Source organism: Nocardia halotolerans, assembly GCF_042650145.1.
Classification (GTDB): Bacteria; Actinomycetota; Actinomycetes; order Mycobacteriales; family Mycobacteriaceae; genus Nocardia; species Nocardia halotolerans.
The window spans coordinates 1-23,782 of the sequence record NZ_JBHSDL010000045.1 but is presented as its reverse complement, the minus strand read 5'-3'; the positions used below and the strand labels follow the sequence as shown (position 1 = coordinate 23,782).

The 23,782-nt window shown below is 68.4% G+C and carries 22 protein-coding genes; 11 read left to right on the top strand and 11 right to left on the bottom strand.

From position 1 onward, the window contains the following. Window positions 1-10 precede the first annotated feature (10 nt). The 6 genes from ACFO5K_RS27285 to ACFO5K_RS27260 all read left to right on the top strand — a co-directional run bounded on the left by ACFO5K_RS27285 (window position 11) and on the right by ACFO5K_RS27260 (window position 5,791). Window positions 11-547: a DMP19 family protein gene (locus tag ACFO5K_RS27285; protein ID WP_378568817.1), complete on the top strand. Its 537-nt coding sequence runs from the start codon at window positions 11-13 to the stop codon at window positions 545-547. Window positions 548-614: 67 nt separating this feature from the next. Beyond that, complete coding sequence (locus tag ACFO5K_RS27280) at window positions 615-2,660, top strand: ATP-dependent DNA helicase (protein WP_378568815.1); 2,046 nt, start codon at window positions 615-617, stop codon at window positions 2,658-2,660. A gap of 95 nt (window positions 2,661-2,755) precedes the next feature. Beyond that, on the top strand, window positions 2,756-3,460 hold the full coding sequence (locus ACFO5K_RS27275; protein WP_378568813.1) for a hypothetical protein: 705 nt from the start codon (window positions 2,756-2,758) through the stop codon (window positions 3,458-3,460). A 179-nt stretch (window positions 3,461-3,639) separates the two neighbouring features. Continuing rightward, entirely contained in the window at window positions 3,640-4,902 is a 1,263-nt protein-coding gene (locus ACFO5K_RS27270; protein WP_378568811.1) for a glycosyltransferase 87 family protein, read from the top strand. A gap of 50 nt (window positions 4,903-4,952) precedes the next feature. Further along, window positions 4,953-5,207, top strand: coding sequence for a hypothetical protein (locus ACFO5K_RS27265; RefSeq protein WP_378568809.1), 255 nt, complete (start codon window positions 4,953-4,955; stop codon window positions 5,205-5,207). A gap of 8 nt (window positions 5,208-5,215) precedes the next feature. After that, window positions 5,216-5,791, top strand: a complete 576-nt coding sequence (locus ACFO5K_RS27260) for an LppA family lipoprotein (RefSeq protein ID WP_378568807.1) — start codon at window positions 5,216-5,218, stop codon at window positions 5,789-5,791. A 91-nt stretch (window positions 5,792-5,882) separates the two neighbouring features. Here ACFO5K_RS27260 and ACFO5K_RS27255 read toward each other — a convergent pair whose 3' ends face one another. From ACFO5K_RS27255 to ACFO5K_RS27230, 6 genes are all read right to left on the bottom strand, one after another. After that, window positions 5,883-6,695, bottom strand: a complete 813-nt coding sequence (locus ACFO5K_RS27255) for a hypothetical protein (protein WP_378568805.1) — start codon at window positions 6,693-6,695, stop codon at window positions 5,883-5,885. A 193-nt stretch (window positions 6,696-6,888) separates the two neighbouring features. Beyond that, window positions 6,889-7,446: a DoxX family protein gene (locus ACFO5K_RS27250; RefSeq protein WP_378568803.1), complete on the bottom strand. Its 558-nt coding sequence runs from the start codon at window positions 7,444-7,446 to the stop codon at window positions 6,889-6,891. Window positions 7,447-7,628: 182 nt separating this feature from the next. Then, complete coding sequence (locus ACFO5K_RS27245) at window positions 7,629-8,042, bottom strand: hypothetical protein (RefSeq protein WP_378568801.1); 414 nt, start codon at window positions 8,040-8,042, stop codon at window positions 7,629-7,631. Between the two features lie 64 nt (window positions 8,043-8,106). Beyond that, entirely contained in the window at window positions 8,107-9,468 is a 1,362-nt protein-coding gene (locus ACFO5K_RS27240; RefSeq protein WP_378568799.1) for an NCS2 family permease, read from the bottom strand. Window positions 9,469-9,567: 99 nt separating this feature from the next. After that, window positions 9,568-12,138: an alpha-glucan family phosphorylase gene (gene glgP / locus ACFO5K_RS27235; protein WP_378568797.1), complete on the bottom strand. Its 2,571-nt coding sequence runs from the start codon at window positions 12,136-12,138 to the stop codon at window positions 9,568-9,570. Window positions 12,139-12,291: 153 nt separating this feature from the next. Beyond that, window positions 12,292-12,711: a VOC family protein gene (locus ACFO5K_RS27230; RefSeq protein WP_378568795.1), complete on the bottom strand. Its 420-nt coding sequence runs from the start codon at window positions 12,709-12,711 to the stop codon at window positions 12,292-12,294. A 78-nt stretch (window positions 12,712-12,789) separates the two neighbouring features. Between ACFO5K_RS27230 and ACFO5K_RS27225 the strand changes: the two genes are divergently transcribed. From ACFO5K_RS27225 to glgB, 3 genes are all read left to right on the top strand, one after another. After that, the gene (locus ACFO5K_RS27225) at window positions 12,790-13,404 is read left to right on the top strand and encodes a TetR/AcrR family transcriptional regulator (RefSeq protein ID WP_378568793.1); all 615 of its coding nucleotides are present in this window, start codon (window positions 12,790-12,792) and stop codon (window positions 13,402-13,404) included. Window positions 13,405-13,576: 172 nt separating this feature from the next. Next, window positions 13,577-15,580 (top strand): alpha-1,4-glucan--maltose-1-phosphate maltosyltransferase, encoded by a 2,004-nt coding sequence (locus ACFO5K_RS27220; protein ID WP_378568791.1) that lies wholly within the window; start codon window positions 13,577-13,579, stop codon window positions 15,578-15,580. Continuing rightward, window positions 15,577-17,733 carry a 1,4-alpha-glucan branching protein GlgB gene (gene glgB / locus ACFO5K_RS27215; RefSeq protein ID WP_378568789.1) on the top strand — a complete coding sequence of 719 codons (2,157 nt, stop codon included), beginning with the start codon at window positions 15,577-15,579 and terminating at the stop codon, window positions 17,731-17,733. Before ACFO5K_RS27220 ends, glgB begins: the two co-directional genes overlap by 4 nt. 160 nt (window positions 17,734-17,893) lie before the next feature. Here the strand turns inward: glgB and ACFO5K_RS27210 are convergent, their stop codons facing one another. The 3 genes from ACFO5K_RS27210 to ACFO5K_RS27200 all read right to left on the bottom strand — a co-directional run bounded on the left by ACFO5K_RS27210 (window position 17,894) and on the right by ACFO5K_RS27200 (window position 20,763). Next, a complete protein-coding gene (locus tag ACFO5K_RS27210; RefSeq protein WP_378568897.1) occupies window positions 17,894-18,751 on the bottom strand; it encodes a co-chaperone YbbN in 858 nt (285 codons plus the stop codon). Between the two features lie 61 nt (window positions 18,752-18,812). Beyond that, on the bottom strand, window positions 18,813-19,178 hold the full coding sequence (locus tag ACFO5K_RS27205; RefSeq protein ID WP_378568787.1) for a DUF3817 domain-containing protein: 366 nt from the start codon (window positions 19,176-19,178) through the stop codon (window positions 18,813-18,815). Window positions 19,179-19,581: 403 nt separating this feature from the next. Beyond that, window positions 19,582-20,763, bottom strand: coding sequence for an acetyl-CoA C-acetyltransferase (locus ACFO5K_RS27200; protein WP_378568785.1), 1,182 nt, complete (start codon window positions 20,761-20,763; stop codon window positions 19,582-19,584). Window positions 20,764-20,902: 139 nt separating this feature from the next. On the opposite strand from ACFO5K_RS27200, the gene mce reads away from it, so the two are divergent. Both mce and ACFO5K_RS27190 read left to right on the top strand, forming a co-directional pair. Beyond that, on the top strand, window positions 20,903-21,364 hold the full coding sequence (gene mce / locus ACFO5K_RS27195; protein ID WP_378568783.1) for a methylmalonyl-CoA epimerase: 462 nt from the start codon (window positions 20,903-20,905) through the stop codon (window positions 21,362-21,364). A gap of 86 nt (window positions 21,365-21,450) precedes the next feature. After that, the gene (locus ACFO5K_RS27190) at window positions 21,451-22,461 is read left to right on the top strand and encodes a hypothetical protein (protein ID WP_378568781.1); all 1,011 of its coding nucleotides are present in this window, start codon (window positions 21,451-21,453) and stop codon (window positions 22,459-22,461) included. Window positions 22,462-22,568: 107 nt separating this feature from the next. Here ACFO5K_RS27190 and ACFO5K_RS27185 read toward each other — a convergent pair whose 3' ends face one another. Further along, entirely contained in the window at window positions 22,569-22,862 is a 294-nt protein-coding gene (locus tag ACFO5K_RS27185) for an ATP/GTP-binding protein (RefSeq protein ID WP_378568779.1), read from the bottom strand. A gap of 11 nt (window positions 22,863-22,873) precedes the next feature. Beyond that, window positions 22,874-23,620, bottom strand: a complete 747-nt coding sequence (nucS, locus tag ACFO5K_RS27180) for an endonuclease NucS (protein WP_378568777.1) — start codon at window positions 23,618-23,620, stop codon at window positions 22,874-22,876. Window positions 23,621-23,782: the final 162 nt, after the last annotated feature.

Sequence of the window (23,782 nt, the reverse complement as noted above, 5' to 3'; positions counted from 1 at the left end):
TACTTGCCACATGGACTACCGATTTCCGGCGCAGGCCCGGGCCGCTCTGACCACCGCGCTGGCCGAGGTCGACAGCATCCACGATGCCGCCGACATCGTCTTCTGGTCCAACCCGGCCACCGACGACCTGCACCGCATCGGCATCGGCGCCTTCGGTCAGCTCCCACCCGCCTTCGCCCATCTGCTGGCCCTGGCGAGCCTGCACACCAGCGTCCTCGACGCCGGATTCAGCGGTTACCTGCGCACCCGCCGCACCGAACTGCCCTGGGCCACCCGCGGTCTGCGTGCCGCGGGTATGCCCCGCCTGGCCGCCGCCGCGATCCTGGCCGCCCGCGACGCTTCGCTCAGCCGCGCCGACGACGCCCTGGACCGTTTCTGGGAAGACGAGCACCAGGTGCTGGCCAATCCCGGCCAGATCCGCCGCCCGGCCGGCGACCGCGCCGAGGACCCCGACGAGATCTACGACGTCAACGAACCCGAGGACTTCGAACAACGCGTGCTCGACTACGTCCGCGACCACCTCGACGACTTCGTCGCCGACCGCTGAGCCGGCGCTCGCACAGCTTCGACGGCACTCGGGCGAACCTGTCCGAGGCTCCCTATAAGCTGCCTGCGTGCCCGAACTTCCCCCCGTCGCCGACCTGCTCGCCACCGCCGTGCACGCGCTCGGCGGCACCGAGCGCACCGGGCAGACGACCATGGCCAGCGCGGTCGATCACGCGATCGACACCGGGGAGCATCTGGCCGTGCAGGCGGGCACCGGCACCGGAAAGTCGCTGGCCTACCTGGTGCCGAGCCTGCGTCATGCCGTGCGTACCGGCCGCACCGTGGTGGTCTCCACGGCAACCATCGCACTGCAACGTCAGCTCGTCGACCGGGATCTGCCACGCCTGGCCAAGGCCCTCACCGAACCACTCGGGCGCTCACCGCAGTTCGCGATCCTCAAGGGCCGCAACAACTACCTGTGCCTGAACAAGATCAACAGTGTGATCCCCGAAGACACCGGCGGCGAGGCGGAACTGTTCGACGCCTTCGCCGTCTCCCGGCTCGGCCGCGAGGTACAGCGGCTCAACGAGTGGGCTTCCGACACCGAGACCGGCGACCGCGACGAGATCGCGCCCGGGGTGAGCGACCGCGCGTGGCGGCAGGTGAGTGTGTCCTCGCGCGAATGTCTCGGCAAGTCCCGCTGCCAGTTCGGTCAGGACTGTTTCGCCGAGAAGGCACGCACCGAATCGGCGCAGGCCGATGTGGTGGTCACCAATCACGCGCTGCTGGCCATCGACGCCATCAGTGGCATCGGGGTGCTGCCCGAACACGATGTGGTCGTCATCGACGAGGCGCACGAACTGGTCGACCGGGTCACCGGCGTGGCCACCGCCGAGCTCGCCGCGACCGCGATCAGCGCCGCCGCGCGCCGCTGCACCAAACTGATCGACGAACGCGAGGTCGACCGGCTCGAAGGCGCCGCCGAGGCCTTCCACGAGGCGATCGAGGAGCTGCCGCCCGGCCGCTGGGATCAGCTGCCCGACGGCATCGCCCCCGTACTGGCCCTGGTCCGCGACGCCGCGTGGAACGCGCGCACCGCGATCGCGCCGCAGGGCAGCGTGAAAACCCAGGACGACCCCGACAATGCCGCCGCCCGCACCATGGCGGTGGCCGCCCTCGACGACGTGCACGACGCCGCGGTGCGCGCGCTCACCGCCTTCGAGGAATCCGATCCGGCGGCGCGGCGCGATGTCATCTGGCTCTCGGCCGACGAGCTGCGCGGGGTCGCGCGACGCACTTTGCGGATGGCGCCACTGTCGGTGGGCGGGCTGTTGCGCAGCAGGCTGTTCGGCACCGCGACCGTGGTGCTCACCTCGGCGACCCTGCAGATCGGTGGTTCCTTCGACGGCCTGGCGATCACGTGGGGTCTGCCGTCGCAGTCCCGCGGCACGATGGATCCGGCGCTGGCCAACGGCGCCCAGCCCCCGGCCGACCTGGAGTCGGTGCGCTGGAGTTCCCTCGATGTCGGCTCCCCGTTCGACCACGCCAAGTCCGGCATCCTGTATGTCGCCAAGCATCTGCCCGCACCGGGCCGCGACGGGCTCTCGCCCACCTACCTCGACGAGATCGAGCAGCTCATCACCGCGGCCGGCGGACGCACGCTCGGCCTGTTCTCCTCGATGCGCGCCGCCAAGGCCGCCACCGAGGCGCTGCGGGAACGGCTCGACACCCCGGTGCTGTGTCAGGGCGACGATTCGATGGGCGCGCTGGTCCGCAAATTCGCCGACGACCCGGCCACCTCGCTGTTCGGCACGCTCACGCTGTGGCAGGGCGTCGATGTGCCGGGTCCGTCGCTGAGTCTGGTGATCCTGGACCGCATTCCGTTCCCTCGCCCGGACGACCCGCTGCTCACCGCGCGCCAGCGGGCGGTGGAGTCGCGCGGCGGCAACGGCTTCATGACCGTGGCGGCCAACCATGCCGCGTTGCTGCTGGCCCAGGGCACGGGCAGGCTGCTGCGCAGTGTGGAGGACCGCGGGGTGGTGGCCATCCTCGATTCCCGCCTGGCCACCGCCCGCTACGGCAGTTACCTGCGGGCCTCGCTGCCGCCGTACTGGGAAACCACCGATCCCCAGGTCGTCGCGAAGGCGCTGCGCCGGCTCACCGATTCGGCGTGAGCCGGTCCATCCGTGGTCGCCGGGTCGTGCAATCCGGGTGACCACACCCGGTGAATTCGCTACCGGTTGAACGTATCTCGTGAGAACGTGGGCTGATGAAGCACCACGCCGATGGCGCGGCACTCGGCGAATTTTTGGTCAGCGCAAGATCTTTGGCCGAGTACCGCGCGATGTTCCAGCTCTCCGATCGCGATCTGGTGGGCCGCCGGATCCTCGACTGCCCCGGTGGCGCAGCGAGTTTCACGGCTGAAGCCAGCGCACTGGGCGCCGAGGTGACCGCGATCGATCCCATCTACGACGCCACCGCCGCCGAACTGGCGGCGCGCGCGGCTCCGGAGACCGAACGTGCGGTGGCCTGGGCGCAGCGCCACGCCGGGCGCTATCGCTGGGACTGGTACGGCGGTACCGCCGAGCACGCCACGATCCGGCGCGGCGCCGCGGCCCGCTTCGCCGCGGACGTGCGCACCGCACCGCACCGCTATCTGGCCGGTGCCCTGCCCTCGCTGCCCTGCCCCGACGGCGCGTTCGACCTGGCCCTGAGCTCACACCTGTTGTTCAGTTACGCCGATCGGCTCGACGCCGACTTCCACCTGGCCGCGTTGCTCGAACTCACCCGGGTGGCCACCACCGAAGTCCGCGTGTACCCGTTGCTCGATCACACCGGCGCCCCGCTCGACGAGCTGATCGACCACCTGCGCACCGAACTGCACGACAAGGGCATCCGCACCTCGCTGCGCAAGCTCGCCTATGAGTTCCACCACGGCGCCGACACCATGCTGGCACTGCACACCACGGTGTGAGGCCATGACCACCCGCGCGCAGCCGAACACCCGCGGGGGTCATAGGCCGCGCCTACCAGAAGTGAGCCGCCGCCGGGGCCCACCTCCCCGGCGCGGTAGGTTCTCTTTCGTGCATACGACGCGAGCCGGCCGGTAGCACGACCGTGGCGCAGAGATCTCGAGGCGCGGAACTCCCGCGCATGACATTGACGCTCTTCCTGCTCCTCGGTACCGCCATCGCCGGCGTGACAGCCCTGTTCACCACCATGGACCCATGGATGGACAGCGGCGGCATCCTCGTCGGCGGCCTCGACGTCCACATCTACCGCGACGGCGCCTGGCGGTTGCTCCACGACCGCGCCCTCTACCTGGAGCCGACCCACTACGGGCTGCTCTACACCTACACCCCGTTCTCGGCACTGGTGTTCCTGCCACTGATGCTGGTGCCGTGGGCGCATGTCACCACCACCTGGCTGGTGCTCAATCTGGTGGTGCTGTTCGCCTGTGTGCTGCGCAGCTGGCGGATGCTCGGTTACCGGCTGACCCCGCGCCTGGCGCTGCTCAGCGTGCTGATCACGCTGGCCTGCGTGTTCGCCGAACCGGTGCGCACCACGCTGTACTACGGGCAGATCAACCTGTGGCTGATGCTGGTGGTGCTGTGGGACTTCTCCCGTGGCGAGCACAGCCGCCTGCGCGGCCTCGGTGTCGGTATCGCCGCGGGCATCAAGTTGACGCCGCTGTACTTCATCGCCCAGTACCTGGCCCAGCGCCGCTGGCGGGCGGCGGGCACCGCCGCGCTCACCTTCCTCGCGACGATCGCGGTGACCGGGCTGATCCTGCCGCGCGATTCCTACCAGTACTGGACCTCGACGTTCTTCCAGTCCGGCCGGATCGCCGCCGACGACCACCCGGCCAACCAGTCACTGCGCGGCGCCGTCGCCCATCTCACCCACGGCCCGGCACCCATCTGGCTGTGGTTGCTGATCGCGATTCCGCTCGCGCTGGTCGCCCTGTGGCTGGCGGCCGCACTGGAGCGCCGCGACGAGCCCTTGCTGTCGGTGGCCCTCGGCGGGCTCACCGCCTGCGCGGTGTCGCCGTATTCCTGGGGCCACCACTGGGTCTGGTTCGTTCCGCTGCTGGTCTACCTGATCCATCGTGCCCAGACCCGCCTGCCCTGGTGGTTCGCCGCCGCGGGCCTGTATGTGGCGATCGCGGCCTGGACCTACCAGTACACGCCCACCTGGGTCAGCGTCGGCACCTTCCTGCTGCCACCGTGGTGGCCGCTGCACCAGGTGCTGGTGAACATCTACGTCGTGGTCTACCTGATCGTGCTGATCGGCATCGCCGTGCACGTGCGCATGGGCACACCGGATGCGGTCGAACCGGCTGCGCCCGAATCGGATCCGGCGCGGCTGAGCCCGACGACCGCTGTCGGCCTACCCACTCGCCCCAGGGCTCGGTGAGAGAGCGCGATGAGTCCGATCTCGGGCTCGCGAATGGTCGCGGTTACGTGATGCGCGCTCCGGACGACCCGATCGCCATGTCCGATACCTTCCATACCTTCGGCCCCGACCCGGTGACCACCGACCTCGAGCAACTATCGGTGCGTGCAACCACCACTCCCGATGGTGTCGCCCGTGAGGACGCCAACGGCCACAGCGAATCCCCCCGCTCGAGCGCCGACGGGGAACTGCGTACAGCCGGGTACAACATGGCCATCATCACCGCCGGACTCGCCGATGAATACCCGGAGCTGTTGGTGCGATGAAAACGACGATGGAACGCACAGCGTTGATGCGCGTCATCGGATGCTTGGCCGCCGTCGCCATAGTGGCCGGGTGCGGTCTCTCCGAGTTGGAGAGCCCGTACAAGGAGTATTCGCCGGCAGAGATCGCGCATGCCGAGGACATGATGTCGCGGCTTCCATCGTTGGCCGACACCGAGAAGCGACTCGCCACATTGATCCAGAATATTTCTGAAGCCATGAAAACCGTTGCACCCGACCTCGAATGGGAGGTGGCGGTGAAGGGTAGCCAGGGCAAGCTGGGTTGTCTCGGCGCCTATTCAGATTCACAGAGTGTCTCGATGACCACTGACATGCTGACGTCTTCGACGCCGATCTCCGACGATGAGTGGCCCGAAGTTCTGCAACTGGTCCGGGATCTCGCCGCGACACACGGCATTACCAGCCTCACCATCGACGCTGACAGCCCGGGCAATCACGACGTCACGCTACATTCGCCGGATCATGGCAACCGGATCAGGATGGGCACCTTCAAGGCTGTCATGCTCGGTGGTGTGACCGGGTGCCGTTTCCGCGCGGATGATTTACCTCCGCAGCCAGGAGAGTGAGTTCCGACGCCGACAGCCTCCTCGCCCACGGACACCGTCTCCCGAGAGCTGCTTGCGGGTTCGGCGACGTTTTGCCCTGGCGGCCGTCGAGCTACCCGCACGCCCAGTCGAAAACGCCTGACTCGAAGTCGAGTTGGGCGTTGCCGCCGCCGAAGTTCACACCGGCGACTTCTTCGATCTCGAGGTAGTACGGCGTCAGCCCCTCCGGCAGCGCCTGCACCGGGAAGGCGGTGCCGCCCAGGTGGGAGCGGCCGAACAGGGGTTCGGCCCAGGGGTTCCAGCCGGAGTCCTCGGTGAGCGGGTCCTCGTAGCGGGTGTCGGGTTCGTATTCCACCGGCGGGACCCCGACGTTCGGGTCGCCGACCCGTTCGGCGAGCCAGACACCGATCGTGGGATGCACATCGTCCCAGGCATTGCAGCCCCCATCGTCGGCTACCGGTGAACCGGGCGGGCGCATATCGGCGGGCGGCGCCAGTGGTCCGTCGCCGAACTCCTTGTCGGTCAACCAGATCAGGGCGAAGACACCGCCGATCTCGTCGTGCAGCAACCGCAGCTGCGGGTGCAGCCGAGTGGCGACCAGCTCGCGTGCCAGCGGGTCCGCGGAACTCGCGTCGGCTTCGACCGGGTTGGTGGCATCGGCGTACTGCCCCTCACCCTGGAAGAAGGCGATGGCGGGGAACTCGGGGCCACGGCGCTGGAAATCGGTGGGCAGGCGCAGGGTGAGCGCGTGCATCATCGGCAGGCCGGTGACCGGTCCGCGCGGCCAGGTCGCCGGATCGATGGCGGGGCCTTCGCTGCCGATCCAGCCCGAGCGCACCGGCGCGGTCAGATTCAGCGGTTCCCCGCCGGGTGTTTCGGCCAGTTTGTCCGCCGAGTCTCCGAAACCCAGGTCGTAAGCCTTCATCGCAGCTCTCCTCTTCGATGCGCGGACAATGCAGGCACCGCGTCGTCCGGCGCCGCCGACGAGCGTAGTGCCCACCGGCGACAACCACGCATACCCGGGGCGAACAGGCAGCCTCGGCCGGTCCGCACCGAATACGAGAAGGGCGGCGCGGCAACCGAAGTCACCACGCCGCCCGTCTCGCGATCGGATCAGCTCACAGCACGGCCTTGGCGATCAGCGTCAGCACGGCGGCGACCACCGCCGCCCCGACGGCGATCGCGCCCAACACCACGCCCTGGCGCGCCCACGGGCGGCCGGCATCGAGGGAGAAGCGGCCGGGACCGGTGAAGGCCAGCGCGACCGCGACCAGCGCGAACAGCAGCGGGGTGGAGTACCCCGGCACCGCGGGGTCCGACGGGAACAGGCCACCGCTCCACATCACGTGGATCGCGTTGATCATCGTCCCGAGCACGATGGCGGCGGCCAGCGGCGTGCCCAGGCCGAACACCAGCAGCAGGCCGCCCACCAGCTCGCTGAGCCCGGCCAGTGTCCCGAAGAGTTCGCCGGGGTTGTACCCCATGGCGGTGAAGCCGTCGGCGTTGGTCTGCCAGCCCGGACCGTTGAACCAGCCGAACAGTTTCTGGGCGCCGTAGGCTGCCATCAGACCGCCGAAGCCGATTCGTACGACCAGCAGGCCGATACCTGTGGCGGTGGTGGTGTCGGCGACGCTGGTGATGGTGTTCGAAGTGGCGCGGGTAGCGGTGTCGGTCATCGTGTCCTCATCTGCGATTCGAAACTTGCCCACAACCGGACCGTAGTCCGATTGCCTTTGCCGTTCACAACCCTCGGTCGTCGGCTACTATTTCACGCCGCTCCCGGCAATTACGTGACGCCGAACACAGCGCACGAAAAGGGCCGCCCCAGCGGGACGGCCCTCGACGCGGAGAAGTCAGTTCACCAGGCCATGGTGGCGTAGCTGACCAGTGTGGACTCCGACTCCTGCGACAGCTTCCAGGTGCCGCCGATGTTCTTCCAGGTCAGCGGGATCGGGAAGGTGTAGTCACCGAGGCGGCTGTTCAGCGTGGCCGAGAGGGTGTCACCGTCGACGGTGACCGGGCCGGAGACATCCCAGCTGTAGCCGGGGATGCGGTTCACGGTCTGGTTCACCACGGCCAGGCCGCTGGCATCGCCCGACTCGAGCTCAGCGGTCGAGCCGTTCATGGCCGCGGTCAGCTTGCCCTGCAGCTCGCCGGCCGACGGGGTGGCCGGGGCGGCGATGGCAGCGGGGGCGGTGGCGACGACGGCAGCGGTGACCGGGGCGAAGATGGTGGCAACCGCCATCGACGCGGCAACGAGCGAGCGCTTCATAGGTAGATCTCCTTCAAGTTAGGCAAGCCTAGGCTGAGTATAGACATACCTATGTCGCACACGTCTACTCGACCAGGAAGAAGAAGTACCCGAGGAACATCGCCATCAGCGCCCACATCACCGGATGGATCTCTTTGACGCGCCCCTTGGCCACCATGACGATCGGGTAGAAGATCATGCCCATCGCCAGACCGTTCGCGATCGAATACGTCAGCGGCATCATGATCACCGTGACGAAAGCCGGCACCGAATACTCGAGATGCTGCCAGTCGATGTCACCGAGCGCGCGCGCCATCAGCACACCCACCACGATCAACGCGGGCGCGGTCACCTCGCCCACCCCGGCGATCACCGAGAAAATCGGATAACAGAACATCGCGATCGCGAACCACCCGGCCGTGGACACCGCGGTGAGCCCGGTGCGCCCACCCGCCGACACACCCGCCGTGGATTCCACGTAGGCGGTGGTCGTGGAGGTACCGATGATCGCACCGGCCGTGGTGCCCACCGAGTCCGCGGCCAGCGCACTCGCCGCGCGCGGCAGCGTGCCGTCCTTGTTGAGCAGATTCGCCTGGTTCGCGACGCCGATCAGGGTGCCAGAGGAGTCGAAGAAGTCGACGAACAGCATGGTGAGCACCACCACGACCATCTGCCCGGTGAACACGTCGGGCAGATGGGTGATCGCCTGCCCGAAGGTCTGATCCAGGCCCTTCGGCATCTCGGCGACACCATCGGGCACCGCCACCAGACCCGACACCATGCCAACGACCGTGGTCGCGACGATGCCGTACAGCACCGCGCCGTGCCAGCCGATGACCAGGAAGATCACCGTCACCACCAGCCCGAACAGCGCCAGCAGGGTGGTGCCCTCGGTGAAGTCGCCCAGCGTCACCAGCGTGGCGTCGCTGTTCACCACGATGCCCGCGTTCTTCAACCCGAGGAACGCCACGAACATGCCGATACCGGCCGCCACCGCGAACTTCAACTGCAAGGGAATCGCGTTGAGAATCTTCTCGCGCACTTTCGTGATCGCGAGGACGAAGAAGATGATGCCCGACAGCAACGTGCCCGACAATGCCACCTGCCAGGGAATGCCCATGCCGAGCACCACGGTGAACGCGAAGAACGCGTTGAGCCCCATACCGGGTGCGAGCGCGATCGGGTAGCGCGCCCAGATGCCCATCACGAGGGTGCCGAACACCGCGGCCACCGCCGTCGCGGTGAACACCGCCTGCATCGGGATGCCCTTGTCCCCCAGCGGACCCTCGTCGCCGAGAACCGACGGGTTCACCGCCAGCACATACGACATCGCCAGGAACGTGATCGTGCCCGCCATCGCCTCGCGCCGGAAGGTGGACCCACTCGACGAGACACCGAAGTATCCGTCGATGCGCGTGCGGGCGCGCGTTAGGACATCGCTGGCCATGACTCTCCAGTCCGGGGTTCAAAGAAGAAGGATGCCCCGGAACGGTAGCGGAAAGTTCACCCGATCGTAGAACTCACCGACCGTGACACGGTGTACCGTTCACGCGCCCGCGACGGCCACCAGCCCGAGTTCTGCGGCCGAAGCCAGCAACGCGTTGTGAGGCAACACACGCACGGTGTAACCCACGGCACCCGAGAGCGGTACCGGCGCACGCACCTCGTAGAGCTGAGTGCCGCCATCGCTGCCGGTGTGGCGCATTTCCATGGTGGTGGTGTCGGACAGGTCGTCGGCCGGTGAGACCCGGCCCAGCACCGCCTGCACCACCACATCCGCGGGAGCCAGCCCGCCGAGCTCGATCCGCGCCGACAGCGCCAGCTCGGCGCCGATCACCGGGGTGTCGGGCAGGCCGGCACTGTCGACCTGGGTGATGCGCACCGACGGCCACGCCGCCTCCACCCGGCGGCGGTACTCGGCAAGCTGCGCCGCACCGGTGAAGTCGTCGGCGGCCACGCGCTCGAAAGCGGCGGCGGCCGGTCCGTAGTACCGCTCGGCGTAATCACGCACCATCCGCGAGGCCAGCACCTGCGGGCTGGTGGTCTGCAGGGTGTGGCGCACCATCTCGGTCCAGCGGACCGGCACACCCGCCGCGTCCCGATCGTAGAAGCGGGGGGCGACGGTGCGTTCGACCAGTTCGTAGAGTGCCGTGGCCTCGAGGTCGTCGCGCCGCTGTTCGTCGCGCACGCCGTCGGCGGTGGGGATGGCCCAGCCGTTCTCCCCGTCGAACATCTCGTCCCACCAGCCGTCGCGGATGGACAGGTTGAGCCCGCCGTTGAGCGCGGACTTCATCCCCGAAGTGCCGCACGCCTCGAGCGGGCGCAGCGGGTTGTTCAGCCACACATCGCAACCCCAGTACAGGTAGCGGGCCATCGACATGTCGTAATCGGGCAGGAACACGATGCGGTGCCGCACCGCCGGGTCGTCGGCGAACCGCACCACCTGCTGGATCAGGGCCTTGCCACCGTCGTCGGCGGGGTGACTCTTGCCCGCGACCACCAGCTGCACCGGCCGGTCGGGATCGAGCAGCAACGCGCGCAACCGGTCGGGGTCGCGCAGCATCAGGGTGAGCCGCTTGTAGGTGGGCACCCTGCGGGCGAAGCCGATGGTGAGCACGTTCGGGTCGAAAACGTCGTCGATCCAGCCCAATTCGGCGTCGGCGGCGCCGCGCTGGTGCCAGGAGGCGCGCAGCCGGCGGCGCACCTCCTCGATCAGCACGCCGCGCAACACATCGCGGGTCGACCACAGCTGCCCCAGGTCGACGTCGCTGAGCCGCTCCCAGCCGCGCGCTTCCTCGACCAGCTCCGGGCCGACGAGTTCGCGGGCCTTGTCGATCCATTCGCGCGCGGCCCAGGTGGGGGCGTGCACGCCGTTGGTCACCGAACCGATCGGCACCTCGGCGGCGTCGAAGCCCGGCCACAGCGCCGCGAACATGTCCCGGCTGACCTCGCCGTGCAACAGCGATACACCGTTGGCGCGCTGGGCCATTCGCAAACCCATGTGCGCCATGTTGAACACCGACGGATCCGATTCCCGGCCGAAACCCAGAATCCGGTCGACGGCGAGCCCCGGCAGCAGAGCCGACTCGGTCTCGCCGTGCGAACCTCCGAAATACCTGCGCACCAACGGCATCGGGAACCGGTCGATGCCCGCGGGCACCGGGGTGTGCGTGGTGAACACCGTGCCCGCGCGCACCGCGGCCAAGGCGGTGTCGAAATCCAGTCCGGTGGCCACGAATTCACGGATCCGCTCCACACCGAGGAAGCCGGCGTGCCCCTCGTTCATGTGGAACACGTCGGGGTCGGGCAGACCGTGGGCGCGGGTGTACGCGCGCACCGCGCGCACCCCGCCGATGCCCGCGAGGATCTCCTGCTTGATCCGGTGATCCTGATCCCCGCCGTAGAGCCGGTCGGTCACCGCACGCAGCTCCGGGTCGTTCTCGGCGATATCGGAATCGAGCAGCAGCAACGGAATCCGGCCCACCTGCGCGATCCACACCCTGGCCCGCAGCACGCGCCCCTCGGGCATCCCGACATGGATCAGCACCGGCGAACCATCGCTGGTCAACAGCCGCAACGGCAGCCCCTGCGGATCCAGCGCCGGATAGTGCTCGCGCTGCCAGCCATCGGCCGACAACGACTGCCGGAAGTAGCCGGAGCGATACAGCAACCCGACCCCGATCAACGGCAGGCCCAGGTCCGAGGCGGCCTTGAGGTGGTCTCCGGCCAGAATCCCCAACCCGCCGGAGTAGTTCGGCAGCACCTCGGTGACACCGAACTCCATCGAGAAGTACGCGATTCCCGCCACTTCGGTACCCGACTGCTCCTGGAACCAGCGCGGCCTGCTCAGGTAGTCCCGCAAACCGGCAGCGGCCGCGTCGACACGCGCGACGTAGGCGGGGTCGGTGGCGAGCTGGTCGAGCCGCTCGGCGGGCACCTCCCCCAGCATCCGCACCGGGTCCTGGCCGACGGTGCGCCACAACACCGGATCGAGCTCGGCGAACAAATCCTGGGTCGGGCCGTGCCACGACCACCGCAGATTCGTCGACAACTCACCGAGAGCGGCGAGCCGCTCCGGCAGATGGGCACGAACAGTGAACCGACGGAGTGCCTTCACCCCGACGACCCTACTGGCCCATCGGGCCGCGTGGTCAACGGGCCGTCCGGCGCGTGGCCTGTCGGCAGCCGGTCGCACATGACCGGGCGACGGCCGGCAGGACCGGGCCGTGACCTGCGCTCGGACGCGTTCGAGGGCGAGCCGGAACGTGGGTCAGCTGAAGTTGGCGGCGAACTCCTCGGTGGGCGCGACCTCGGTGATGAGGTCGATGAGCACACCTGCCGGGTCGGCGACGATGAAGTGGCGCTGGCCGAAGTCTTCGGTGCGCAGGGGGAGTTCGGGGTGCAGGCCGCCGGTCACCACCAGGCGGTCCCACTCGGCGTCGACGTCGTCCACCTCGAAATTGAGCAGCAGGCCCTGCACCGGTTTGCCGCAGCCGGTGGGGATCGTCGGGTGGGTGGGATCGAGCAGGGCGAGTTCGTAGTCGGGCTCACCGTCGGCGGACGGGCGGCGCAGGCTCACGTACCAGTCGGCCTCGAAAACGATTTCGAAGCCGAACCAGCGGGTGTAGAAGTCACGCGATTCCGCGATCCGGGAGGTGGCGAGGACGGGGTAACAGCTACTGAGCTTCATGAGTTCCCTTTCACATACCGTTGGTATGTATCGTACGATAGTTCACATACCAGCGGTAGGTCAATGGGAAGGCGGTCGATGACTTCGACGGCACGAATGCGGCAGCGCGAGCAGACGCGGCGGGCCCTGCTACACGAGGCGAGGGCCCTGTTCGCGACGAAAGGCTATGCCGCCGTGGGCTTGTCGGAGATCGTGGCGGCCGCGAGCGTCACCAAGGGCGCGCTGTACCACCACTTCGACAGCAAAGCCGACCTGTTCACGGCGGTTCTCACCCAGGTGCAGGAAGAGGTGGGCGCGCAGGTGTCGGCCGCCGCCGACGCCGAATCCGACCCCTGGACCCAGCTCACCACCGGATGCGCCACCTTCCTGCGATCCTGCGCCGACCCGTCGATCCAGCGCATCATGCTGATCGACGGACCCGCCGTCCTCGGCTGGCACGAATGGCGCGCGATGGACGAGGCCAACTCGGCGCGCCACCTCCACGACGCCCTGCAATCGCTCATCGACCACGGCGTCCTGCCCCCGCAACCGGCGGCCCCGCTCACCCGCCTGCTCTCGGGCGCGATGAACGAAGCCGCCCTCTGGCTGGCCACCGACCCCGGCGCGCTCCCCGAAACCGTCACCGCCCTCGACCGCCTCCTCACCGGCCTGCGCATCAGTGATCCCACACCGGACCGGCCACTCACGCCTTGACGCCACGCGACAGGCACCCACCGAGCCGTTCTGGGCGCCACCGGTCCTCCCCCTCGCATCCCGGCAGACGGCACGTCGATACTGCCCACGTCGTCCGCGCATCACCGCCGAACGCGCCGCTCGCCGAGTCACCGTGCAGCGACAGGGCGCCTGCGCGAGGTAGGTTGGCGGAGTGAGCGGCCGGATAGCCATCGACGACATCGCCCCGTCCATCCCCGGCGGACGCCCGGCCAAAGCCGTCGTCGGCGAGGTGTTCCCCGTGCGCGCCGTGGTCTGGCGCGAAGGTCACGACGCGGTTGCCGCCACCCTGGCCGTGCGCGCGCCCGGCACCTCGCGGATCACCCGCATCCGGATGTCGCCCGACTACGAGCCCGACGTGTTCAACGCCGTGTTCACCCCCAACGCACCCGGCCTGTGGACCTACCGCATCGAAGGCTGGAGCGACCCGATCGCCACCTGGCGCGGCGCCGTGGAAGCGAAACTGTCGGTCGGCCAGAGCGCCGCCGACCTGGCCAACGACCTCGAGATCGGCGCCACCCTGTTCGAGCGCGCCGCCCAGGCCGTGCCGAAGAAACAGTTCGAGCGCCTGCGCGCCGTGGCCACCGCCCTGCGCAGCGACGAACAGCTCCCGGCCCGGGTAGCGCCCGCGTTCACCGGCGAGGTCGCCGAGATCCTGCGCGCCACCCCGCTGCGCGAGATGGTCACCCGCGGCCCCCAGTTCTCGGTCTTGGCCGAACGCCGCCGTGCCCTGGTCGGCTCCTGGTACGAGTTCTTCCCCCGTTCCACCGGTGGCCGCGACGCCGAGGGCAACCCCGTCCACGGCACCTTCGCGACCGCGGCGCGTGCACTGCCCCGCATCGCGGCGATGGGTTTCGACGTGGTGTACCTGCCACCGATCCACCCGGTCGGCGAAATCAACCGCAAGGGCCGCAACAACGCCCTCACCACCGAGCCGGGTGATGTCGGTTCGCCGTGGGCGATCGGTTCGGCGGCGGGCGGCCACGACGCCATCCACCCGCGGCTCGGCACCGAGGCCGACTTCGCCGAATTCGTGTCGACGGCACAGGATCTGGGCCTCGAGGTGGCCCTGGACCTCGCGCTGCAGTGCGCGCCCGACCATCCGTGGGTCACCAGTCACCCGGAGTGGTTCACGACGCTGCCCGACGGCACCATCGCCTTCGCGGAGAATCCACCCAAGAAGTACCAGGACATCTACCCGGTCAACTTCGACAACGACCCCGACGGCCTCTACGCCGAGGTGCTGCGCGTGGTGCGGCACTGGATCGCCGCGGGTGTCACCATCTTCCGCGTCGACAACCCGCACACCAAGCCGGCCGACTTCTGGGAGTGGCTGATCGCGCAGGTGCGCCGCACCGACCCCGACGTGATCTTCCTGTCCGAAGCGTTCACCTACCCGGCCCGGCTCTACGGGTTGGCCCGGCGCGGTTTCAGCCAGTCCTACACGTATTTCACCTGGCGCGTACACAAGTGGGAACTCACCGACTTCGGCTACGAGCTGGCCGCCAAGGCCGACGAGGCCCGGCCGAACCTGTTCGTGAACACCCCCGACATCCTGCACGAGAGCCTGCAGTACGGCGGGCCGGGCATGTTCGCCATCCGCGCCGCGCTCGCCGCGACCCTGGGCCCCACCTGGGGTGTCTACTCCGGTTACGAACTGTTCGAGCACGAGGCGGTGCGACCGGGCAGCGAGGAATACCTGAACTCGGAGAAGTACGAACTGCGTCCCCGCGACTTCGCCGGCGCCCTGGATCGTGGTGAGTCACTGGAACCGTGGCTCACCCGGCTCAACGAGATCCGCCGCAATCATCCCGCGCTGCAACAGTTGCGCTGCATCCACTTCCACCACATCGACAACGACGCACTGCTGGCGTTCTCGAAGTTCGATCCGGCCACCGGCGACGCCGTACTGGTGATCGTGAACCTGAACCCGTACGCCGCCGAGCAGGGCCACATTTCGCTCGAACTGCCCGCGATCGGGCGCGAATGGCACGACCATCCGGTGGTCTTCGACGAGGTTAGCGGCGAGGAATACCACTGGGGCCAGCACAATTTCGTGCGCCTGGACCCGGCCCGCGCCGTCGCGCACATCCTGGCGCTGCCCACGGTCCCCGCCGCGGCCCGCGCACCCCTGGCCTACCGCCGGACCCTGCGATGAAACGTCGCGACCTGATGTTGCTCGCGGCCGGCACCCACCCCGACCCGCACACCGTCCTGGGCTCGCACGCACATCCCGACGGCACCACGGTGCGCGTACTGCGACCGCACGCCGACACCGTCACCGTCCTCGTCGGCGGCACCGAACACAGCCTGAAATCGTTGGGGCACGGCGTCTTCGCCGAAGTGCTCCCGTACCCGGAGATCGACGACTACCGGGTGCGCACCGAGTATCCCGGCGGCCGGACAGTGGTCACCGCCGACGGCTACCGGTTCCTGCCCACCGTCGGCGAGCTCGACCTGCACCTCATCGGCGAGGGCCGCCACGCCAGACTCTGGGAAGTGCTCGGCGCGCATGCGCGGCGCTACACCACCCTCGACGGCGAGGTCGCGGGCACCTCGTTCGCGGTGTGGGCCCCGAATGCGCGCGGCGTCACCGTGTTCGGTGATTTCGACCATTGGGGCGGCCGTTCCGCGCCGATGCGCGCTCTCGGCAACTCCGGGGTGTGGGAAGTCTTCGTGCCCGGCGCCGGACCCGGCACCCGCTACAAGTACCGGGTGCACGGCGCCGACGGCCGCGTCGTGGACCACGCCGACCCGTTCGCCTTCGCCACCGAGGTACCGCCCGCGACGGCCTCGGTGGTCACCGGCACCGACCATGTGTGGACCGACGACGCCTGGCTGGACCGGCGCGCGCGCACCGACGCCACCCGCTCGCCCATGAGCGTCTACGAAGTCCACCTGGGTTCCTGGCGGCCGGGGCTGAACTACCGTGAAATGGCCGAGCAGCTGGCCGCCTACGTGCGCGCCACCGGCTTCACCCACGTGGAGCTGCTGCCGGTCGCCGAGCATCCCTTCGGCGGCTCCTGGGGTTATCAGGTCACCTCCTACTACGCCCCCACCAGCAGGTTCGGCTCCCCCGACGACTTGCGCTACTTCGTCGACCACCTGCACAACTCGGGCATCGGCGTACTCCTGGACTGGGTGCCCGCGCACTTCCCACGCGACGAATGGGCGCTGGCCCGCTTCGACGGCACCCCACTCTACGAACACCCCGACCCCCGCCGCGGTGAACAACCCGACTGGGGCACTTACGTTTTCGACTTCGGCCGCAACGAGGTCCGCAACTTTCTCGTGGCCAATGCCGCGTTCTGGATCGAGGAATTCCACATCGACGGGCTGCGCGTGGACGCTGTCGCCTCGATGCTGTACCTGGACTATTCGCGTCCCGCCGGCGGTTGGGAGCCCAACATCTACGGCGGCCGGGAGAACCTGGAAGCCGTCGACTTCCTACAGGAACTCAACGACACCGTGCACGGCGCGCACCCCGGCGTGGTCACCATCGCCGAGGAATCCACCACCTGGCCCGGCGTCACCCGCGGCACCGACGTGGGCGGCCTGGGTTTCACCATGAAATGGAACATGGGCTGGATGCACGACACCCTCGGTTACCTGGGCCGCGACCCGATCCACCGCACCTGGCACCACAACGAGATGACCTTTTCGCTGGTCTACGCCTGGAGTGAGAACTACGTGCTGCCGATCAGCCACGACGAGGTGGTGCACGGTAAGGGCACGCTGTGGACCCGGATGCCCGGCGACGACTTCGCCAAGGCGAGCGGCGTGCGGGCCCTGCTCGCCTACATGTGGGCCCATCCCGGCAAGCAGCTGCTGTTCATGGGCCAGGAGTTCGGTCAGTACCGCGAATGGGACAACGAGCGCGGCCCGGACTGGGATGAACTGGAAAACCCACTGCACCAGGGTATTTCCACCCTCGTCACCGACCTCAACCGAACCTACACCACGCACCCGGCGCTGTGGACCCAGGACACCAACCCCGGGGGCCACTCCTGGATCGAGGCCGATGACAGCACCGCCAACGTCTTCGCGTTCCTGCGCTGGAGTGCCGACGGCAACGCGGTGGCCTGCGTCTTCAACTTCTCCGGCACCACCCACGAGAACTACCGGATCGGCCTGCCGCACACCGGCTCCTGGCGCGAGATCCTCAACACCGACGCCCACGAATACGGCGGCTCCGGCATCGGCAACCTCGGCGCGGTCACCGCCGCGGCCACCCCGGCCCACGGCCACCCCGCCTCGGCCACGGTCACCCTGGCACCCAACAGTGCACTCTGGCTGGCCGCGCCGGCCTGAACGCGGCTCGGCGTTCCAGCCCGTCGATCGGCAATGCGCGGCACCTGGGAGCTGTTACCGCGTCCGCGTGCTGGGCACTGACACCTGTCCGCTGCTCCCAGACACAGAAAACGGGGCCGCCCCGGCATTCCAGGCGGGACGGCCCCGTGGGGGTTGCTGCTCAGTACAGCGCGGTCGCGAGCTTGCGGCGCGCGGCCACCACGACCGGTTCGGCCTTGTCGAACAGTTCGAACAGTTCGAGCAGCCGGGTGCGGGCCGTGGTGCGCTCGTCCCCGGCGGTGCGCTTGATGAGACCGATGAGCCGGTCGAAGGCCGCCTCCGGGCGCTGCTCGAGCAGTTCCACGTCGGCGGCGTCGAGGGAGGCCTCGACGTCGGCCGGGTCGGCATCGGCCGTGGCCAGCACTGCCGGGTCGATCTGCTGGGCCCTGGTCAGAAAACGCAGCTGACGCAGCGCGCCCTTGGCTTCCTCGTTGTTGGGCTCCTCGGTGAGAATCGCCTCGTAGGCGGCCTCGGCACCGGCGATGTCGCCCTCGGCCATCGCGTCCTCGGCGGCGACGAAGCGCGGGTCCTCGGCCTCGGGTTCGGGCTCGGTGCCGCCGTCACCCTCGAGCTTGCCTGCGGTCGCGTCGAGCACCGCGTCGAGCCACTGCCGCACCTGCGGTTCGGGCTGGACACCTTCGAAGTCGGCCAGCGGCTGACCGCCGGCCACCGCGATCACCGTGGGGATGCCCTGCACGCGCAGCGCCTGCACGATGTTCATGTTGGCTTCGGCCTCGATGACGGCCAGGTCCCAGGTGCCCCCGTCACCGGCGTTGAGCTGTTCCAGGGTGCGCACCAGCTCGACGCTGCCCGGACTGCGCTGCGAGAACAGCGCGACCACCACGGGCACCTGCATCGAGCGGCGAATGACCTTGGTCTCGAAATCCGCCTCGGTGACCGCGTGATCACCGGGCGTGCCCGCTCCGCCGGGGGCGGCGGCAGGCTGCTTGAGACCGGACAGATCCACCGCACCGGACATGGCAGCGGCGGCGGCGGGCGAAGGACGACGGGCAGCGGGTCGAGTCACGGTTTCCAGTTTGTCACGAAGCGCTCGGCGAGGCAGCCGCGGTGCCCTCGGTGTCGGCGCTGAGCTCACCGAGCTGCCCCGTACGCACCGCCCAGACCTCGAAGATCACGGTGAAAAGCGGCGGGATGCTGGAGGCCAGCGCCAGCACGGTGGTCTTCCAGTTCCAGTTCAGTTCCCGCGCGGCCATCAGCGCGGTGATCACGAACAGCACGAAGATCGCACCGTGCACCGGCCCGAAGATCTTCACCCCGACCTCGTTGCCCTCGGCGGGCAGGTACTTGAACGCCATACCGATCAGCAGTCCGGCCCACGACAGCGCCTCGAGCACCGCGAAGAACCGAAACCGACTAGCAACAGACCGCAGATCAAAGAAACCCATACACCCATTCTGCAGCATGCTCTACGACACCACGTAGTTGACCCGGTCACACCCACGCACAAGAGCACCCGAGCCCACCACCTCCAGCACTCCCAGCCACCCAACGCCCCCGGAAGTGCGCCGCCCGGCCGCACCCGAGTACGCCACCTCCCGCACTCTCAGCCACCCCCGGGGTCCACCCCCCTCCCGCACTCCCAGCCCCGCACGACCCGACCTCGAGGAGGGTCCCGCCGCGCAGCGGCGGTAGCGGCCCGGCCGCGAGTTAGCCGCCGTTGCGTCCGCGGCGCAGCCGCCAGCAACGGCGGCTAACTCGCGGCCCTTGGGGGCCGCGCTCGAGCGCGCCAGCGCTCCAAAAACACAGCCCACACCGTTTCCCGAGCACCAAACCCCCGGGAGCAACCACCTACGGCACGCGAATGATCAGCGCATCGCCCTGACCACCACCACCACACAGCGCGGCAGCACCCACGCCACCACCCCGACGCTTCAGCTCCAATGCCAGGTGCAGCAGGATCCGAGCCCCCGACATCCCGAGCGGATGCCCGATGGAGATCGCCCCACCGTTGACGTTGACCTTCTCCGGGTCGTAGCCGAGCTTGCGCGTCGAGGACACCCCCACCGCGGCGAACGCCTCGTTGATCTCGATCAGGTCCAGGTCGGCGGGCGTGATGCCTTCCTTGGCGCATGCGGCCAGGATCGCGTTGGCCGGCTGGTCCTGCAGGGTCGAGTCCGGTCCGGCGACCTGACCGGCGGCGCCGATCTCGGCGATCCACTCGAGTCCCAGCTCTTCGGCCTTGGTCTTGCTCATCACGATCACCGCGGCCGCGCCGTCGGAGATCTGGGAGGCGGTTCCCGCGGTGACGGTGCCGTCCTTGCGGAAGGCCGGACGCAGTTTGCCCAGCGATTCCACGGTGGTGTCGGCGCGGATGCCCTCGTCCTCGGTCACATAGACCGGGTCGCCCTTGCGCTGGGGCACCGCGACGGGCACGACCTCGTCGGTGAACACACCGTTCTTCCACGCGGCGGCCGCGCGCTGGTGGGAGGCAGCGGCCAGCGCGTCCTGGTCGGCACGGCTCACCTTGTCGAGGTCGTTGCGATCCTCGGTGAGCAGGCCCATCGCCTGGTCGGTGATGACGTCGTGCAGGCCGTCGTAGGCCATGTGGTCGACGAGGGTGGTGTTGCCGTACTTGAAGCCCTCACGGCTCTTGGGCAGCAGATGCGGGGTCTGGCTCATCGATTCCATGCCACCGGCCACCACGATCTCGTGTTCACCGGCGCGGATCAGCTGATCGGCCAGCGCGATGGCGTTGATGCCCGACAGGCACACCTTGTTGATCAGCAGCGAGGGCACATCCAGCGGGATACCACCGGCGATGGCGGCCTGGCGGGCGGGCAGCTGCCCGGCGCCGGCCTGCAGCACCTGGCCCAGGATCACGTAGTCGACCTGCTCGGGCGCCACGCCACCCTTCTCCAGGGCCGCCTTGATCGCCACTCCGGCGAGGTCGGAGGCCTTGAAGTCCTTCAGACCGCCCAGCAGCCGACCGACCGGGGTACGCGCACCGGACACGATGACAGAAGTCGTCACGAAAGCCTCGCATTCATAGAGTCGAACCGCACCCGGCGCACTCGGCGGCGCCACGCACGCACAGGAGTTGTACTCCACGGTAACCGGCGGGTACGCGGGCGCGGCATCCAGGTGGACCCACCTCGGCTAACTTCGTGAGGTGACCAATGCGAACTTCATCCCCGCCGACTACGTCATCGCCATCGACCACGCGGGCATCGCCGTGCCCGACCTGGATGCCGCGGTGGCCTGGTACACCGACAACCTCGGCATGGTCGAGACCCACCGCGAGGTGAACGAGGCACAGGGCGTCGTGGAAGCGATGCTGTCGTGCCCGGCGGCCGCCGACCGGGCGACCGCCCTGCAGTTGCTGGCACCGCTGGGACCGGACTCCACCATCGCCAAGTTCATCGACCGCAGCGGCCCCGGTCTGCAGCAGCTGGCCTACCGGGTCACCGATATCGAGGCCGTCTCGGGCTTCCTGCGCGAGCGCGGCGTGCGTTTGCTGTACGAGGCCCCCCGGCGCGGAACCGCCGATTCCCGCATCAATTTCATCCATCCGAAGGATGCTGGCGGTGTGCTGGTGGAGCTGGTGGAGCCCAACCCGGATGTTACGCACTAGTAGGGCGGTCCGACCGGGAAATCTCAGCGAGATCACATTCCCGGTCGAGTCTCCATCCGATCGGTAAAGGCTGTATTTTGTGTGCCATGTCGTCACCTGAGTCCGATCGCAATCGCTTCGTTGCACTGCCCTTCACCGTTGTGCGCAAGGGTTATGCGCAAGACGAGGTGCGCAACTACTTCGACCGCTTCGACGCGGAGCTTCGCGTCACCGCCACCGACCGGGACGCTGCCGCCGCGCAGGCCCGCAATCTCGCCAGCCAGCTGGAAGACGCGCGTGACGAGATCGACGAGCTCCGCAAGGAGGTCGACCGGCTTTCCGTGCCGCCGACCACCGCCGAAGGCATGTCCGACCGTATCTCGCGCATGCTGCGCCTGGCCTCGGACGAAGCGTCCGAGGTCCGGGCGCTGGCCCAGGCCGAGGCCGCGGAGATGGTGTCGATCGCCGAGCAGCAGGCCACCGAGATGCGTGGCAAGTACGAGTCGCTGCTGGCGGAGACCAAGGAGAAGCGCGAGGCCCTCGAAGTCGAGTTCGAGCAGACCCTCGCGAACGCGCGCACCGAGTCCGCCAAGATCATCGAGGCCGCCCAGGCCGAGGTGGAACGTCTCGGCAAGGAGGCCGAGGCCAAGCGCAAGGCCACCCAGCAGGACTTCGAGGCCACCATGAACGATCGGCGCACCAAGCTGACTCGTGCCATGGAGGAGCTCGAGGCCACCAGTCGCGCCGAGGCCGCTCAGCGGATCAAGGACGCGACCGATGAGTCCAACCGTCTCATCAGCTCCGCCACCCAGACCTCCGAGCGCAAGATCGCGCACGCGAAGGAACTGGCCGAGGAGATGCGCGTGCTGCGCGGCCGGGTCCTGGCCCAGCTGCTCGGTATCCGCGGTCAGCTCGATTCGGTGCCCGCCATGCTCGCGGCGGTCAACCGGGAGAGCGAACTGCTCGACGGCGCTCCGGAGCGCAAGTCGATCAGCAACAACAACAGCAACAACAACGGCAAGTCGGTGTCGGGTTCGCGCCAGAACAAGGCCATCCCCGAGGTCTCCGATGAGGACGTCGTCGACGAGGATCGCGAAGACGCCGACGTCAGCAACTGATCCGTCGGCTCCACGACGACATCACCGGCACCTGAAACAACCGGAGGCCGCCTCGAATCATCGAGGCGGCCTCCGGTTTTCGCCGTTACTGCCGGCTTCCGGTGCGGTCAGGACCAGCGCCGGGTGATCCCGCGGGTGCGCCTGCCGTTCCAGCAGCCCTGATGCCAGTGCCTGCGGTCGTCCTCGCCGCCCTCCGCCGCCCAGGCGACGATATGGGCGACGCCGGGGGTGATCTGGTGATCACAGCCCGGACAGCGGTAGCTCTTCAGCGCACGCGCACCGGGAACCGTTCGCACGATGTAGGTCTCGTCGCCGCGCGGCCCTGCCTCGGTGCGACCGTACACATCACCGATCGGCCTCGAGCCGCTGTGGCGGTCCTGGCGTGGTTTACGACGCGGCATCGCACCGGTCCCTAGAAAAGCCGGAAAACGTTGCTCTCCGTGCCACGCAGCTCGTCGTAATCGAGCGTGAGGCAACGGATCCCCCGGTCTTCGGCCAAAGTCTTCGCCTGCGGCTTGATCTGCTGGGCGGCGAACACCCCGGACACCGGCGCCAGCAGCGGATCCCGGTTGAGCAGTTCGAGATAGCGGGTGAGCTGCTCGACACCGTCGATGTCACCGCGCCGCTTGATCTCCACCGCCACCGACGCGCCATCGGCGTCGCGGCACAGCAGATCCACCGGTCCGATCGCGGTCATGTACTCGCGGCGCACCAAGGTGTAGCCGGGCCCGAGCTTGGTGACGTGCTCGGCCAGCAACTCCTGCAGGTGTGCCTCTACGCCGTCCTTCACCAGACCGGGATCGACACCGAGCTCGTGCGAGGAGTCGTGCTCGATCTCCTCGATCGAGATCCGCAGCTCCTCACCGGCCTTGTTGGTCACCACCCACAACGCCTTGATGTTGTGCGGCACCGCCGTCTGCCCCTCCCGCAGTGGCCGTACACCGTTGGGCAGTTCCGACGGGGGCTCGAGCGTCGCGATATCGCGTTCCTCGAGCCGGCACGGCGGACTCATCCAATTCAACGGCTTGTACGAACCGCCGTCGGAATGCACCAGTACCGAACCGTCGGCCTTGATCAGCAACAGCCGGCGAGCCATCGGAAGGTGGGCGGTCAATCGACCGACATAGTCGACCTGGCAACGAGCAATGACAAGGCGCACCCCAGCACAGTACCGCCTCCCCGGGCCTGGGCCGAAAGCCCGGGGGCGGGTGACGTTCCGCAACGCAAAAAGGCCCTCCAGCATCAGCTGGAGGGCCTCTTCACAATAATTGTCCGGCGGTGACCTACTCTCCCACACCCTGTCGAGTGCAGTACCATCGGC

Excerpts from the sequence above, each read along its gene's own strand:
- ACFO5K_RS27185 (WP_378568779.1), bottom strand. The coding sequence starts at position 22,862 with ATGCCGCGTCGTAAACCACGCCAGGACCGCCACAGCGGCTCGAGGCCG.
- ACFO5K_RS27225 (WP_378568793.1), top strand. The coding sequence starts at position 12,790 with ATGACTTCGACGGCACGAATGCGGCAGCGCGAGCAGACGCGGCGGGCC.
- ACFO5K_RS27255 (WP_378568805.1), bottom strand. The coding sequence starts at position 6,695 with ATGAAGGCTTACGACCTGGGTTTCGGAGACTCGGCGGACAAACTGGCC.
- ACFO5K_RS27210 (WP_378568897.1), bottom strand. The coding sequence starts at position 18,751 with ATGTCCGGTGCGGTGGATCTGTCCGGTCTCAAGCAGCCTGCCGCCGCC.
- ACFO5K_RS27250 (WP_378568803.1), bottom strand. The coding sequence starts at position 7,446 with ATGACCGACACCGCTACCCGCGCCACTTCGAACACCATCACCAGCGTC.
- ACFO5K_RS27265 (WP_378568809.1), top strand. The coding sequence starts at position 4,953 with ATGCGCGCTCCGGACGACCCGATCGCCATGTCCGATACCTTCCATACC.
- ACFO5K_RS27285 (WP_378568817.1), top strand. The coding sequence starts at position 11 with ATGGACTACCGATTTCCGGCGCAGGCCCGGGCCGCTCTGACCACCGCG.
- ACFO5K_RS27275 (WP_378568813.1), top strand. The coding sequence starts at position 2,756 with ATGAAGCACCACGCCGATGGCGCGGCACTCGGCGAATTTTTGGTCAGC.
- ACFO5K_RS27190 (WP_378568781.1), top strand. The coding sequence starts at position 21,451 with ATGTCGTCACCTGAGTCCGATCGCAATCGCTTCGTTGCACTGCCCTTC.
- ACFO5K_RS27240 (WP_378568799.1), bottom strand. The coding sequence starts at position 9,468 with ATGGCCAGCGATGTCCTAACGCGCGCCCGCACGCGCATCGACGGATAC.
- ACFO5K_RS27270 (WP_378568811.1), top strand. The coding sequence starts at position 3,640 with ATGACATTGACGCTCTTCCTGCTCCTCGGTACCGCCATCGCCGGCGTG.
- ACFO5K_RS27245 (WP_378568801.1), bottom strand. The coding sequence starts at position 8,042 with ATGAAGCGCTCGCTCGTTGCCGCGTCGATGGCGGTTGCCACCATCTTC.
- glgB (WP_378568789.1), top strand. The coding sequence starts at position 15,577 with ATGAAACGTCGCGACCTGATGTTGCTCGCGGCCGGCACCCACCCCGAC.
- ACFO5K_RS27260 (WP_378568807.1), top strand. The coding sequence starts at position 5,216 with ATGGAACGCACAGCGTTGATGCGCGTCATCGGATGCTTGGCCGCCGTC.
- ACFO5K_RS27205 (WP_378568787.1), bottom strand. The coding sequence starts at position 19,178 with ATGGGTTTCTTTGATCTGCGGTCTGTTGCTAGTCGGTTTCGGTTCTTC.
- ACFO5K_RS27230 (WP_378568795.1), bottom strand. The coding sequence starts at position 12,711 with ATGAAGCTCAGTAGCTGTTACCCCGTCCTCGCCACCTCCCGGATCGCG.